Origin of the sequence: Bradyrhizobium sp. HKCCYLRH3061, assembly GCF_051168015.1 — a bacterium.
GTDB lineage: Bacteria > Pseudomonadota > Alphaproteobacteria > Rhizobiales > Xanthobacteraceae > Bradyrhizobium.
The window spans coordinates 546,655-561,201 of the sequence record NZ_JBNPUE010000001.1 but is presented as its reverse complement, the minus strand read 5'-3'; the positions used below and the strand labels follow the sequence as shown (position 1 = coordinate 561,201).

13 protein-coding genes are annotated in these 14,547 nt (G+C 65.1%); 8 read left to right on the top strand and 5 right to left on the bottom strand.

The annotated features are described in order from the left end of the window. Positions 1-21 precede the first annotated feature (21 nt). Positions 22-2,067: an acetoacetate--CoA ligase gene (locus tag ACQR2C_RS02685; protein WP_434880370.1), complete on the bottom strand. Its 2,046-nt coding sequence runs from the start codon at positions 2,065-2,067 to the stop codon at positions 22-24. A gap of 55 nt (positions 2,068-2,122) precedes the next feature. Then, complete coding sequence (locus ACQR2C_RS02680; RefSeq protein WP_434880369.1) at positions 2,123-2,815, bottom strand: TetR/AcrR family transcriptional regulator; 693 nt, start codon at positions 2,813-2,815, stop codon at positions 2,123-2,125. 276 nt (positions 2,816-3,091) lie between these two features. Between ACQR2C_RS02680 and ACQR2C_RS02675 the strand changes: the two genes are divergently transcribed. The 8 genes from ACQR2C_RS02675 to ACQR2C_RS02640 all read left to right on the top strand — a co-directional run bounded on the left by ACQR2C_RS02675 (position 3,092) and on the right by ACQR2C_RS02640 (position 10,966). Next, complete coding sequence (locus ACQR2C_RS02675) at positions 3,092-4,312, top strand: ABC transporter substrate-binding protein (protein WP_434880368.1); 1,221 nt, start codon at positions 3,092-3,094, stop codon at positions 4,310-4,312. Positions 4,313-4,431: 119 nt separating this feature from the next. Next, positions 4,432-5,703 (top strand): serine hydrolase domain-containing protein, encoded by a 1,272-nt coding sequence (locus tag ACQR2C_RS02670; RefSeq protein ID WP_434880367.1) that lies wholly within the window; start codon positions 4,432-4,434, stop codon positions 5,701-5,703. Beyond that, positions 5,700-5,921: a hypothetical protein gene (locus tag ACQR2C_RS02665; RefSeq protein ID WP_315802022.1), complete on the top strand. Its 222-nt coding sequence runs from the start codon at positions 5,700-5,702 to the stop codon at positions 5,919-5,921. The genes ACQR2C_RS02670 and ACQR2C_RS02665 overlap by 4 nt, the downstream gene beginning before the upstream one ends. Positions 5,922-5,949: 28 nt before the next feature. Next, positions 5,950-7,182 (top strand): branched-chain amino acid ABC transporter substrate-binding protein, encoded by a 1,233-nt coding sequence (locus ACQR2C_RS02660; protein ID WP_315802023.1) that lies wholly within the window; start codon positions 5,950-5,952, stop codon positions 7,180-7,182. 118 nt (positions 7,183-7,300) lie between these two features. Then, entirely contained in the window at positions 7,301-8,248 is a 948-nt protein-coding gene (locus ACQR2C_RS02655) for a branched-chain amino acid ABC transporter permease (RefSeq protein WP_434880366.1), read from the top strand. Further along, positions 8,245-9,525, top strand: a complete 1,281-nt coding sequence (locus ACQR2C_RS02650) for a branched-chain amino acid ABC transporter permease (RefSeq protein WP_434880365.1) — start codon at positions 8,245-8,247, stop codon at positions 9,523-9,525. Before ACQR2C_RS02655 ends, ACQR2C_RS02650 begins: the two co-directional genes overlap by 4 nt. Then, positions 9,522-10,271, top strand: coding sequence for an ABC transporter ATP-binding protein (locus ACQR2C_RS02645; RefSeq protein WP_315802026.1), 750 nt, complete (start codon positions 9,522-9,524; stop codon positions 10,269-10,271). Before ACQR2C_RS02650 ends, ACQR2C_RS02645 begins: the two co-directional genes overlap by 4 nt. Further along, entirely contained in the window at positions 10,271-10,966 is a 696-nt protein-coding gene (locus ACQR2C_RS02640; protein ID WP_434880364.1) for an ABC transporter ATP-binding protein, read from the top strand. The genes ACQR2C_RS02645 and ACQR2C_RS02640 overlap by 1 nt, the downstream gene beginning before the upstream one ends. A 58-nt stretch (positions 10,967-11,024) precedes the next feature. Here the strand turns inward: ACQR2C_RS02640 and ACQR2C_RS02635 are convergent, their stop codons facing one another. From ACQR2C_RS02635 to ACQR2C_RS02625, 3 genes are read right to left on the bottom strand one after another with little or no spacing between them, the layout of a single operon-like run. Next, a complete protein-coding gene (locus tag ACQR2C_RS02635) occupies positions 11,025-12,005 on the bottom strand; it encodes an ABC transporter permease (RefSeq protein ID WP_434880363.1) in 981 nt (326 codons plus the stop codon). Next, a complete protein-coding gene (locus tag ACQR2C_RS02630) occupies positions 12,002-12,982 on the bottom strand; it encodes an ABC transporter permease (RefSeq protein WP_316217787.1) in 981 nt (326 codons plus the stop codon). The genes ACQR2C_RS02635 and ACQR2C_RS02630 overlap by 4 nt, the downstream gene beginning before the upstream one ends. Continuing rightward, entirely contained in the window at positions 12,979-14,520 is a 1,542-nt protein-coding gene (locus ACQR2C_RS02625; protein ID WP_434880362.1) for a sugar ABC transporter ATP-binding protein, read from the bottom strand. The genes ACQR2C_RS02630 and ACQR2C_RS02625 overlap by 4 nt, the downstream gene beginning before the upstream one ends. Positions 14,521-14,547: the final 27 nt, after the last annotated feature.

Here is a 14,547-nt window from a genome sequence, read left to right as displayed (position 1 = left end):
CTGCTCGCTCGGGCGCGTCTGCTATGTCGAGCCTGAGCCGCTCTGCAAACGGCCCTGGGCGAACGCGATGTACCAGTCGAGACAACCGGGATTGGCCATGGCGTCGCGGTTGATGACTTTGTCGAGCGGCTGCCCGAGCAGGAGCTTCTTGATCGGCAGCTCCTGCTTCTTGCCGGACAACGTGCGCGGGATCTCGGCAACCGCAAAGATCTCGTCAGGCACGAAACGCCGCGACAGGCCGGCTTCGACCGCCATGTTGATCTTCCGCTTCATCGCCGCATCGAGCGCGACCCCGTCGCGCAGCACCACGAACAGCGGCATGTAGCTGTCTCGGCCGAGATATTCGAGATCGACGACCAGCGAATCCAGGATCTCCGGCAGCGCCTCGATGGCCGAGTACAATTCGCTCGTTCCCATGCGCAGCCCGTGGCGATTGATGGTCGCGTCGCTGCGGCCATAGATGATGCAGGAGCCATCCGGATTGACCTTGAGCCAGTCGCCATGTCGCCAGACCGGCCCGCCCGCGCGCGCCTCGAAGGCGTCGAAGTAGCTCGCGAGATAGCGCGCATTCCCCGAATCGTTCCAGAACCGCAGCGGCATCGACGGCATCGGCGCGGTGCAGACGAGCTCTCCGACTTCGCCGATAACAGGCTCGCCCTGGTCATTGAAGGCCTCGACGGCCGCGCCGAGTGCGCGGCATTGCATGGTTCCGGGCATCTGCGGCAATTCGCGGTTGCCGCAGATGAAGGCGCCGGCGAAGTCGGTGCCGCCGGAGATGTTGGACCACCACATTTGCGCCTGCGCCCGGCTGCCATTGACCCGCGACAGCTCCGCGAACCGCTGATCGAACCAGGCCTGCGTGTCGGCACTGAGCGGCGAGCCGGTGGACCCGAGACAACGCAGTCGGGACAGATCGCCCGCGTCGGCCAGGTTGATATCCGCCTTGACGCAGCTCGCGAAGAACGCCGCGCCGGCGCCGAAGAAGGTCGACTTCGAGTTCGCCACGAACCGCCACAGTGTGGTCCAGTCCGGATGATCCTTGGGCCCGGCCGGGCTGCCGTTGAAGATGCAGCACGTGGTGCCGTTGAGAAGCGCGCCGACCTGGTTGTTCCACATGATCCAGCCGGTCGAGCTGTACCAGTGATAGCGCTCGCCGAACGAATTCGGCTGATAGGAGCAGCCGATGTCGTTGTGCAGCCCAAGCAGCGCGAGCGTGACGATGATGATGCCGCCGTGACCATGCACGATCGGTTTCGGCAATCCGGTGGTGCCGCTCGAATACACGATCCAGAGCGGATGATCGAAGGGAAGCCACTCCGGTTCGAAGGCATCGACGCCAGGGCCTGTTCGTGACAGGACATCCGAGAGATGGACGCCCCCGGCGACCGGCGCGCCGGCATCGTCGCTGTGCAGGATGACGTGACCGACCGTTGGCAACGACCGCCGCAGCTCCTCGACGACATCGCGGCGATCGTGCCGGCGGCCGGCATAGGTGACCGCATCGCAGGCGATCAGCACCTTGGGCTCGATCTGCTTGAACCGGTCGATCACGGCGGGCGCGGCCATGTCGGGCGCGCAAACGCTCCAGATCGCGCCGATGCTCGCGGCAGCGAGAAACGCGATCATGGCTTCGGGGATATTGGGCAGATAGGCGGCGACCCGGTCGCCTGGCGCCACGCCTTGCTCGCGCAGATGCAGCGCCAGGGCGGCTGCCTTTCGCCGAAGCTCCGGCCAGGTCGTCTCAGTGAACCGGCCGTCCTCGTGACTGCTCACGATCGCGGGCAGGCCCGCCGCATCGGCGGCTTCGACGTGACGAAATACCTGCCGGGCGTAGTTGACCGAAGCGCCCGGAAACCAGACCGCTCCCGGCATCGTGCGCTTGCCCAGGACGGTCGAAAACCCGGTCGGCGACTGCAGGTCATAATAGTCCCAGATGCTGCGCCAGAATCCGTCGAGGTCGCGGATGGACCATTGCCGCATCTTCTCGAAGCTTTCGAAGTGGAGGCCGCGATGATCCTTCAGCCACTGGCGATAGAGGGCCATTTGCGGAATATAGGGAGCTGTCATCATTGGTTCCGGCTGGTTGTTTGCGTGCATCGACCGATGGGAGACGCCGAGGCGCTCATTTCGACTTCTGCTTCCGCCGCTTGTAGAGCGCGTTGAAGCCTCCGGCCATGAAGGTCACGAACCGCTCGCGGACGGCCACGAAATCGTCGGACTTGCACAGACCGCCGGACAGGCGGTCGATGCGGCCGGTCCGTGACAGGATCAGCGAATAGGCGCCGGAGGTGAACTGGAAGCTCCAGAACAGATCCTCGGGCCTGGCGTCGGGCAGCGCCTTCTGCAGCAGACCGATGAGACGCAGCACCAGCGGATCGAGATAGGTGTCCATCATCTCCACGCCATAGCCCGGCGCGTTGGCGACCTGCGCGAAGATACGGCCGAAGTGCCGCCAGTTGTCCTCTTCGTTGACGTAGACGTCGAACGCGCCGTCATAATAGGCGCGCAGCGCGCCTTCCACGGTCGGGCGATCTCCGACCTTGGCCTCGTAGGCATCCAGCCCGGCCGTGCGCACCGTGACAGCGTATTCCATGCGGCGTTCGAACACGGCGTCGAACAGCGCTTTCTTGCCCTCGAAGTAGTAATGGATCAGCGCAGGATGGATGCCCATCCTGTCGGCCACATCCTTGATCGTCACGCCGAAATAGCCGAGCTGCGCGAACAGCTCCTCGCTGGTGTCGAGGATGAGCTTCACCGTCATCGCGCGCTGTTCCGCGCGCGTGCGGCGCCCCTCGGGCTTCGGCTCTGCTGGCATGCTCTCCGTGGTCCCTGATCGGCGCGCGCAGGAACGGCGCCGTTGTCATTTTGACGATGAGGGGGTGGGCGCGCCCGGTCAAGCGGGACTTCGGGCTTCCAACATTTTCATTTAGTGATAAATGAATGAACTTGACCGGCGGCCGGCCGAACGGTAGGTCTCGGAGACCTGATGGCAAGCGGTCGACGATCGGGCGGCGGGCAGCCAGTCTGGTCGTGCGCGGACATCATCAAAGACAAGCGGCTGGCGATGAAACAGCCGCACACGGGAGGACACATGACACGGCTCAAGTCGACGGCGGCCGCCCTGCTGATGCTCGGCGTGGCCCTTTCTGGCCCGGCGTTCGCGCAGAAGACATACGACGTCGGCGCCACCGACACCGAGATCAAGATCGGCCAGACCAACCCGCTCAGTGGGCCGGCTTCTGCTTTCGGGTCCATCGGCAAGGCGGAAGCGGCCTATATCCGCATGATCAACGAGCAGGGCGGCGTCAACGGGCGCAAGATCAACCTCATCCAGTATGACGACGCCTACAGTCCGCCGAAGACGGTGGAGCAGGTGCGCAAGCTGGTCGAAAGCGACGAGGTGCTGACCACGTTCCAGATCATCGGCACCCCCCCGAACGCTGCGGTCCAGAAATATCTGAACGGCAAGGGCGTCCCGCAGCTTCTGGCGGGAAGTGGAGCGTCCCGTTTCACCGATCCGAAGAACTATCCGTGGACGATCTCCGCCAATCCGAACTACCAGTCGGAAGCGCACATCTACGCAAGATACATTCTGGAGAACCATCCGAACGCGAAGATCGGCATCCTGTATCAGAACGACGACCTCGGCAAAGATTACGTCAAGGGGCTGAAGGACGGGCTCGGCGCCAAGGCCGGCATGATCGTGAAGGAGCTGTCCTACGAGCTGTCCGATCCGACGATCGATTCCCAGCTGGTGACGCTCAAGGCGTCGGGTGCCGATCTGTTCTACAACATGTCGACGCCGAAATTCGCGGCGCAGTCGATCCGGAAGGCCGCCGAGCTCGGCTGGAAGCCCGTCCACATCCTCGAGGTCAATGCGACGGCGGTCGGTCAGGTGCTCGTGCCCGCGGGGCTCGAGAATGCCAAGGACATCATCTCGGTCGCCTACGGCAAGGATCCGCTCGATCCGCAATGGGCCGATGACGAGGGCATGAAGCGCTACAAGGCGTTCATGGCGAAATACGCGCCCGGCGAGGACGCCAACAGCGGCTTTGCGACCTATGGCTACTCGACGGCCGCTCTCCTCGTCCACATCCTCAGGCAATGCGGTGACGAGCTGACGCGCGCCAACATCATGAAGCAGGCGACCAACATCAAGGGCTTCGTTCCCGATCTCGGGCTGCCTGGAATGTCGGTGACGACAACGCCCGACGATTACCGCATCAGCAAGCAATTCCAGATGATGAAATTCGACGGTCAGCGCTGGATCATCTCGGGTCCGATCCTGACCGACGACTTCAAGGCGGACTGATGCTCTCGTCGGCCATGGCCTGTCCGGGCGTCGCTTGCGCGCCAGGATGCCCAGCTGTCTCTCCGTCATCCGCGCCGGCCGGCGCCGAAAGCTGAACCCTGTCCGTCGGAGCGCCGCTCATGATCAGTGAAGCCGTCCGCCGCCGCCGGGGCTTCGATCCTGCGGCGCTTGCAGCGATCGGCCCGGCGCTCGCCGAATTCGTCGATCGCGGCGAGCTCGCAGGCATCGTGTCTCTCACCTCGCGCGGCGGCGAGATCGTTCATGCCGAGACGATCGGCTGGCGCGATGTCGAAAGCAGGAGTCCGATGCGCCCGGATACGTTGTTCCGGATCGCGTCGATGACCAAGCCGATCACCTCGGTGGCGGCGATGATGCTGGTCGAGGAAGGCAGGATCGCCTTGGCGGACCCCGTCTCCCAGTGGATTCCGGAGCTGGCCGATTTACGGGTCCTGCGCGACGCCGCCGGCCCGCTCGACGAGACCGTGCCCGCCCAGCGCGCGATCACCATCGAGGATCTGCTCACGCACCGCTCGGGCATCGCCTACGCGTTCTTCTCGGAAGGCCCGCTCAAGGTCGCCTATGAGCGCGCGCTCGGCGATCCCGCGATGAACCGTTCGACGCCGGACGAATGGCTCGCGGCGCTCGGCGCGCTACCGCTGGCCTATCAGCCCGGTGACCGATTCCACTACGGCCACTCGACCGACGTGCTCGGCTTCCTGATCGGCCGGGTCGAAGGCAAGCCGTTCCGGCAGGTACTGCAGGAGCGCATCTTCGCGCCGCTCGGCATGGACGACAGCGATTTCTGGTTGCCGCTCGCCAAGCGAAATCGCCTGGCGAGCCTGTACGGATATGACGAGACGACGGGGCGGCTCGCGAAGGTCGAGCCGGTCATGTATGACGAGCCGCCGGCCTATACGCCGGGTGGCGGCGGGCTGATCTCGTCCGCGCCGGACTACCATCGGTTCGCGCGCATGCTGCTCGGAGGAGGCGAGCTGGGCGGCGTCAGGTTGCTGCGGCCCGCAACCGTGGAGCTGATGCGAACCAATCGGCTGACCGATGGGCAGCGCCAGATTCCCTTCGCCGGCATGCCGCTGTGGCAGACCTCCGGATTTGGGCTCGGACTGGCGATCGCCGAGGAGGCCGTCGGCAATCCCTATGCCTGTGGCGCACCGGGCTCGATGACCTGGCCCGGCATCTTCGGCACCTGGTGGCAGGCCGATCCGGTCAATGACCTGATCATGATCTATCTGATTCAGCATCACGTGCCGGTCTCGGCGGGGACGGGGGCCACGATTGCCACTGGGCGGGGCGCTGCCGGCCGCCGTGCTCTTCCCGTCTATCAGCGGGGAACCTACGCCGCGCTGTCCCACATTGTGGAACAAGCGACATGACCGGCAAGTGCCGTCATCTCCGAGAGATGGGAGAATATGTCCACGATGTGGACGCCACATTCCGCTCGATGAAACGTCCGATCGGCGGTGAGCTGCTTGCCGGCCCATTGCCGGAGCGGCAAACACGGCTTCATCTCATGCCGAGCTTGTCATCCGGCCGTTATTCTGCTCAGTGCTTCTTCAAATTGCGCGATCATGCGCATCGATCGATCGACTGAAGTCGACAGCCAGCGAGGAAACAAAACTATGCGCAAGTTAACTTTAGCCATTGCCCTGATCGTCCCGATGCTCGGTCATGCCGCGCAGGCCGAAGACACCGTCAAGATCGGCTATATCGATCCGCTGTCCGGCGGCGGTGCCAGCGTCGGCGAGGGCGGCCTGAAGACGTTCCAGTACCTGGCCGACGAGCTCAACGCCAAGGGCGGCATTCTCGGCCATAAGGTCGAGATCGTGCCGTTCGACAATAAGACCAATCCGCAAGAGAGCCTGGTCCAGGCCCAGAAGGCGATCGACGCCGGCGTCCGCTACATCACGCAAGGCAACGGATCGTCCGTCGGGCTTGCGCTGGAGGATTTCGTCAACAAGCACAACACGCGCAACCCCGGCAAGGAAGTGCTGTACTTCAACTATGCCGCCGTCGATCCGAGCATGACCAATGAGAAATGCAGCTACTGGCATTTCCGCTGGGACGCCAGCTCGGACATCAAGATGGAGGCGCTCACCAACTACATGAAGGACATCCCGTCCATCAAGAAGGTGTATCTGATCAATCAGGACTATTCGTTCGGCCAGTCGGTCCGCAGCGACGCGCGCAAGATGCTGGCGGCGAAGCGACCCGATGTCCAGATCGTTGGCGACGAGCTGCATCCGCTGCTGAAGATCACGGACTTCTCGCCCTACATTGCCAAGATCAAGGCGTCCGGCGCCGACAGCGTCATCACCGGCAACTGGGGCCAGGACATCGCGCTGCTGCTCAAGGCCGCCGCGGATGCCGGCCTGAAGGTCAACTGGTACACTTATTACGCGGGCGGCGCCGGCGGCCCGACCGCCATCAAGCAGACGGGCCTGGATCATCAGGTCTTCCAGCTGACCGAAGGCTTCGCCAATTCGGGCCATCAGGCTGCGATGGATTACGAGAAGGCGTTCCGCGCCAAGGTCAACATGTCGCTGTGGTATCCGCGGGCGGTCAACGAGATGCGCATGTTCAAGGCGGCGGCCGAGAAGGCCAACTCCATCGACCCGGTGAAGGTCGCGGCCGCGCTCGAGGACCTCAAGCTCGAGGTGCTGGATGGCGGCACCGGCTTCATGCGCAAGGACGATCACCAGTTCTTCCAGCCGATCTACGTCTCGTCGTTCGGCAAGCTCGCGGCGAACGAGCCGTTCGACGAGGAGAACACCGGCTGGGGATGGCACCTGGTCTCCAGGGTCGATACGCCCCAGGCCATGGTGTCGACGACGTGCAAGATGGCGCGGCCGTAACCGATCCGCGCTGGCTTCCCGCACGGCCTCACCGTGCGGGAAGCGGCGTCGGCCCTGCGTCGATCTGTTAGGGAATGAGCGGCGGGGCATCGAGGCCCCGGACATTCGCGGGTGCACCGTGCTTGAACTCATCGTCATCTCCACCCTCAACGGCGTGCTGTTCGGCATGCTGCTGTTCCTGCTGTCGAGCGGGCTGACCGTCATCTTCAGCATGATGGGGGTGCTCAATTTTGCTCACGCCAGCTTCTACATGCTCGGCGCCTTCTTCGGCTTCCAGCTCACGAAATGGGTCGGCTTCTGGCCAGCCCTCCTGCTCGCGCCGCTCCTCGTCGGGGCCATCGGCATGGCGGTCGAGCGTTACGGTCTGCGCAACACGCACAAGCATGGTCACGTCGCCGAGCTGCTGCTGACCTTCGGCCTCGCATTCGCGATCGAGGAAATCGTCTCGATGATCTGGGGCAAGACGCCGCTCGACTACCGCGTCCCGGCGCTGCTGGACTTTCCCGCATTCACGATCTTCTCGACCAACTATCCGGCCTACAAGCTGTTCATGCTGGCGGTGTCGGTGGCGATCTTCGTGGCGCTGCTGATCGTGCTCAAGCGCACAAGGGTCGGCCTGATCGTTCAGGCGGCGCTGACCCATCCCCACATGGTGGGCCATCTCGGCCACAATGTCGGACGCGTGTTCATGGTGGTGTTCGGGGTCGGCAGCGCGCTGGCCGGTCTCGCCGGCGTCATCGCCGGTCCCGCCCTGGTGACGCAATCCGACATGGCCGCGGCGCTCGGGCCGATCCTGTTCGTGGTGATCGTGTTCGGCGGCCTGGGCTCGCTGCCGGGCGCCTTCATCGCTTCGCTGGTGATCGGCCTGGTGCAGACCTTCGCCGTGGCGCTGAACGGCTCGCTGGCGAGCGCCTTCGGCCCGCTCGATCCATCCGCCGGGCCATCGGTGCTCACCGACATCTGGAACGTGACGATCGCACAGGTCGCGCCGATCGTTCCCTACCTGCTGCTGGTGCTCGTCCTGATCGTGCGCCCCGTGGGCCTGATGGGGACTCGCGAATCATGACCGCAGCAGTGACCTCCGCGTCTCATCCCGCCGGATCCCGTCTCCGCTTCTATGCCGTCTGGGTGGTCGGCGTGGCCGTGCTGATCGTGCTGCCGCTGCTCTTCAATTCGGGCGGATCGCTGACCTCGTTCAGCCTCATCGGGATCGCGATCGTCTTCGCGCTCTCCTACAACATCCTCCTCGGTCAGACCGGATTGCTATCGTTCGGTCACGCGGTTCACTACGGCCTGGGCGGCTTCGCGGCCTGTCACATGATGAATGCGGTGGTGGCGCATGGCTGGCCGATTCCGCTGCCCTTCATTCCGCTGTTCGGCGGGCTGGGCGGCCTCGCCTTCGCGATCATCCTCGGCTGGGTCATGACCAAGCGCGCCGGCACGGTGTTTGCGATGATTTCGCTCGGCATCGGCGAGCTCGTGGCGTCGTCGTCGCTGATCCTGCGCTCGGTGTTCGGCGGCGAAGCCGGCATCACCACGGACCGCACCGCTCTGCCGCGCATGTTCGGCTGGACCTTCGGGCCGCAGCTGCAGGTCTATTACCTGATCGCGTTCTGGCTGGTGCTATCGGCAATCGCGATGTATGCGCTGACCCGGACGCCCCTGGGGCGGATCAGCAATGCGGTGCGCGACAATCCCGAACGGGTCCAGTTCATCGGCTATGATCCGCACGTCGTCCGCTATCTCGCCTATTGTTTCGCCGGATTCTTCGCCGGCGTCGCGGGCGGCCTCGCGGCGATCAGCTTCGAGATCGCGAACTCCGCCTATCTCGGTGCAATCCAGTCGGGCCTCGTGCTGTTCGCGACCTTCATCGGTGGGACGGCCTACTTCTTCGGTCCGATCCTCGGCGCGATCTTGGTGACCTATCTCCAGCTTGGGCTGACGAGCCTCACCAGCGTCTGGCAGCTCTATTTCGGCATCATCTTCATCGGCATCGTCATGTTCTCACCCGGTGGCATCGCCGGTCTGCTGATGATGCACCGGCCGCTGGTCCGTGCCGGAACGCTCGGAATGGTGATCCCGTCCTATCTCGTTGCCATCGTGCCGACCGCGGCGTTCGCTTGCGGCGTCATCCTGACCATCGAGACGATCGCGCGTTATTCGGGTGGCGACGCCATCAACCTGTTCGGCGTGGCCTTCAATCCGCAATCCCCCGTGACATGGGGCGTCGCCGCGATTCTGGTGGTCGCCGGCTTCTTCGTCGCGCGGTCGACGTGGCAGCGGATTGCCGGAGCCTGGGACGGGGCCGCCACCGTGGCGCGTGATCGGGGGTATCTGGCATGACCGCGGCCATCGAAGTCCGTGCCGTCGAAAAGCGCTTCGGCAATGTCGGCGTCATCCGCGACCTCAACCTGAGCGTCGCCCAGGGCGAGCGTCACGCCATCATCGGCCCGAACGGCGCTGGCAAGTCCACCACGTTCAACCTCATCAGCGGGCATATCAGGCCGACCTCGGGCGAAGTGCGATTGAACGGCGCGGTCATCTCGGGCCTGCGGCCGTTCGAGATCAACCGGCGCGGCCTGTCGCGCTCGTTCCAGGTCACCAACGTGTTCGCCCGCATGACCGTGTGGGAGAACGTCCGCTGCGCCGTGCTGTGGGCGACAGGACATCGCTACGCGTTCTGGAAGAACGTCGACAGCCTGCCGGAGGTGCGCGAGCGGACCGCCCAGATCCTCGATGACATCCACCTCACGCATCGGCGTGACATCCCCGCGGGGTTGTTGACTTATGCCGAGCAGCGCGAGCTGGAGATCGGGGTCACCATTGCGAGCGGTGCGACGGTCGTCATGCTCGACGAGCCGACGGCCGGGATGAGCCATGCGGAGACCGAGCGCGCCGTCTCGTTGATCCGGCGGCTCACCGAGGGGCGGACGCTGGTGATCGTCGAGCACGACATGAGCGTGGTATTCGGTCTCGCCGATCGCATCTCGGTGCTGGTCTACGGCCACATCATCGCGTCGGGCACGCCGGAGGAGATCCGTCGGGACCCGAAGGTGAGGGAAGCCTATCTCGGCGAGGAGGCCCACTGATGCTCGAAGTCAGGAACCTCCACGCCTATTACGGCAAGAGTCACGTCCTCCAGGGCGTCGACCTCGACGTCGCTGCCGGCGAAGTGGTGAGCCTGCTCGGCCGCAACGGCGTCGGCCGCTCGACCACCGTGAAGGCGATCATGGGCGAGGTCAGTCCGCAGGGGACGATCCGCTTCAAGGGCCGGGACATTGCCGGCTTGCCGAGCTACAAGATCGCGCGCCTTGGGCTTGGCTATGTGCCCGAGCATCGCGACATCTTTCCGAGCCTCACCGTGCGGCAAAATCTCGTGCTCGGCATCAAGGACACCCGGCGGCCGGGGAAGTGGCGCCTCCAGGACATGCTCGACATGTTTCCCAATCTCGCCGCGCGCGCCGATACGCCGGCGGGCGTGCTGTCGGGCGGCGAGAAGCAGATGCTGACCACCTGCCGGACCTTGATGGGCGACCCCGACCTGATCATGATCGACGAACCCACCGAAGGTCTGGCGCCGCTGATCGTACAGCAGGTCGGCGACCTGATCGCCCGGATTGCGGCGGCTGGCGTCGCGATCCTGCTCGTCGAGCAGAAGCTCTCGATCGCGATGCGGATCTCGAAGCGCGTCTATGTCATGGGCCACGGCCGCGTCGTGTTCGAAGGAACGCCGGATCAGCTCAAGGCCAACACCGCGGTCCGGCAGGAGTGGCTCGAAGTGTGAGGTGCAGCGGCATCCGTCGCAGATCACCGGCCGGCTTGCGGGACCAGTCGCTGTTCGATCACAGCTTCTGGCGGCCGTAGATCAGGAGCATCAGGATGATCACCGCGCCGTAGATCAGCTGGCGGCCGGCCTCGCTGATCTGCATCACCGACAGGATGGACTGCAGCAGGGTGATCAGCACGACGCCGGCGACGGTGCCGAGATAGCTGCCGCGGCCGCCGAGAATGTGCGTGCCGCCGAGCACGACGGCGGCGATCGAGGGTAGGAGATAGGCATCGCCCATCGACTGCGCCGCCTTCGACGCGTAGCCTGCGAGCAGCACGCCGCCGAAGGCGGAGAGTGCGCCCGACAGCGCGAACGCCAGCATGGTGATGCGGCGCGTGTCGATCCCCGAGAGATAAGCGGCGCGCTCGCGATTGCCGATGGCATAGATGGCGCGGCCGAACGTGGTCCGTGACAGCAGCCAGATCGCGGCGCCGCCGATGATCGTCCAGACCAGCACCGCATTGGGCAGGCCGGGCACGATCGTGCCGGTGGCGAGATAGCGCATCGCCCTGGAGGCGGAATCCTGCGGCGCGAAGCCGCCGGTGTAGGCCACCATCAGGCCTTGCGCGACCGCATTGGTCGCCAGCGTGATGATCATCGAGGGAATGCGCAGATAGGCGACGCCGATGCCGTTCAGGACACCGATGGCGGCGCCGCAGAGAATGCCGCAGGGAATCGCGATGATGGCGCCCGTCGTGCCATGAGCGGCCGCCGCGCAGGCCATCATCGCGCCCGTTGTCACGACCCACGGCACCGAGAGATCGATTTGCCCGAGCAGGATCACCAGCATCATACCGGTGGCGATCACGCCCAGGAAGCTCGCGACCTTCAACTGCTGCAGCAGATAATCCGGCGACAGGAAGCTGCGCGAATACAGGCTGCCGACCAGCAGCAGCAGCACGATGCAGCCGAACGAGGCCGCCACCGCCGGATCGATCCGACGCAGCATGGCGATCCCGCGATGGGCCGGTTGTGGTGCCGTTGCGTCGCTCATCCGAACCACTCCAGCCGATTGCGCACCCGCACCAGGCCGAACGCGCCGATCGAGACCGCGAGCATCAGCACGAGCCCCTGGAACAGCGGCTGCCACAGCGGATCGAAATCGAACACGAACAGCAGATCGCCGATGGTGCGGAACGCGAGTGCGCCGAAGATCGCCCCGATCGCGCTGCCGCGTCCGCCCATCAGAGATACGCCGCCGAGCACCACGGCCGCGATCGAGAACAGGGTGTAGGCATTGCCGCTCGCATAGGCGGCCTCGCCCGTGTAGGAGAAGAACGTCAGGAACAGGCCGCCGATCGACGACAGCAGGCCAGCCAAGGTGTATGCGACGAACTTGGCCGCGCGGATCGGCGCGCCGGACATGTAGGCTGCGACCTCGGAGGAGCCGGTCGCGAACGCGGCGCGGCCGACGACCGAGCGGCTATAGGGCACCCAGATCAGCAGCGCCGCCGCAGCCAGTGCCACGAGGCTCGTGGGCAGCACGCCGAACAACCGTCCCGTCAAGGCATCCGCCAGCGTCTCGTTGACGGATCCGCCGGGATTGGGCCGCAGGAACAGCGCGATGCCGTAGTACATCGCCCCGGTGGCGATCGTGGTCACGATCGGCTGCAGGCGCCCGAAGATCACGATCGCGCCGTTGATCATGCCGCAGACGATGCCGGTGCCGAGCACGCCGGCGACGCCGAGCGCGGTCTCGGTGGCGGTGCCGACCACGATCCAGGACGCGAGGCAGTTGGTCAATGTCAGGATCATGCCGACGGACAGATCGATGCCGGCGGTGATCACCACGATCGCCTGCGCCATGGCGACGAAGGCCAGCAGCGTCGCCTTGTTGGCCGCGGTCTGCACCATGTTGGCGCTGAAGCCGGCCGGATGATTGGTCGCATAGAGCACGAACATCGCGACGAAGATGCCGATCGCGAGCAGGGTGCCGCGCTGTTCAGCGAGCCAGTACCGCCACTCGGTCATGCCAGACTCGCTTCCGCTCGCTCGCCCTCGTCGACATTGAGCGCACTGCTGACCAGCGCGCGCTCAGTGATCTCGGCGCCCGCAAGCTCGCGCCTGATCGCGCCATCATACATCACCAGCACGCGGTCGCAGCAGCCGATCAGCTCGTCATAGTCGGTCGAATAGAGCAGGATCGCGGCGCCCTCGTCGGCAAGCCGGCGCAGCAGCCGGTAGATCTCCTGCTTGGTGCCGACGTCGATGCCGCGCGTCGGATCGTTGAGCAGGATGATGCGCGGCTTGTTCATCAGCCATTTCGCGATCACGACCTTCTGCTGATTGCCGCCGGAGAGCGCGCTGACGGCGAGATCGGGGGAGGCGGTCTTGATCTCGATCAGGCGGATCATCTCCTCGATCAGGGCCGATTGCCGCTGCCGGTCGATGATGCCGAATGTCGCGAACCGGTCGAAGGCGGCGGCCGAGAGATTGTCGCGCACCGACATCGGCAGCATCAGTCCTTCGGTCTTGCGGTCCTCCGGAATCAGCGCGAGGCCGATGCGCTCCGACTTGGCAGTGACGGGGCTGTCGATCGTCACCTTGTTGCCGTCGATCAGAATGTCGCCGCGGCAGTCGCGCAGCACGCCGAACAGCGCCAGCAGCAGCTCGCGCTGGCCCTGGCCGTCGAGCCCGCCGAGTCCGATGATCTCTCCGGCCTGCAGCGAGAACGAGATGTCCTTCAGCCGGTCGCCCCAACTGATGCTCGTGCATTGCAGCGCGGGCGGCCGCCCATCGGTCTTGCGCGGCGGCTTGTCCGGGAAAGCGTGCTTGTACTCGCGGCCGATCATCAGCTCGATCACTTCGGCATCCGTCCTGGTGCCGGCCGGGAAGGTCGAGATGCGGCGCCCGTTGCGGAATACGCTGCATTCATCGGCGAGCTCGGCGATCTCGTGCATGCGGTGGGAGATGTAGAGCAGCGCCAGCCCCTCGCTGCGCAGGCGCTTCAGTACCGTAAATACCTTGGTCACGTCGGAGGCGGTCAGCGCCGAGGTCGCCTCGTCGAGGATCAGGATCTTCGGCCGCCGCGACAGCGCTTTCGCGATCTCGACCATCTGCCGGCGCGACAGCGGCAGGTCCTTCACCAGCGCGCGCGGATGAATGTCGCCGGCGCCGGCGCGGTGTAGCGCCTCCTCGGCAAGCCGGCGCTGGGCGCGCCGGTCGATCATGCCGAACCGCGTCGGCGGATGCGAGATCATGATGTTGTCCGCGACCGATAGGTCGGGAATCAGCGACAGCTCCTGGAAGATGCAGACGACGCCGGCATCATTCGCGGCGGAGGGACCGCTGAAGGCGACCTCGCGCCCTTCGAGCGTCATCCGGCCTTCGTCCGGTGCGACCACGCCGACCATCAGCTTGATCAGCGTCGACTTGCCGGCGCCGTTCTCGCCGAGAATGGCGTGGATGCGGCCGGGGTGGACCTCCAGGTCCGCACCGTCGAGAGCGATCACGCCGCCGTAGCGTTTGGACAGTCCTACGGCGCGAAACAGCGGCTCAGCCGCGATCATGCTTGCTTCCCCAGTCGTTTGGGCAAT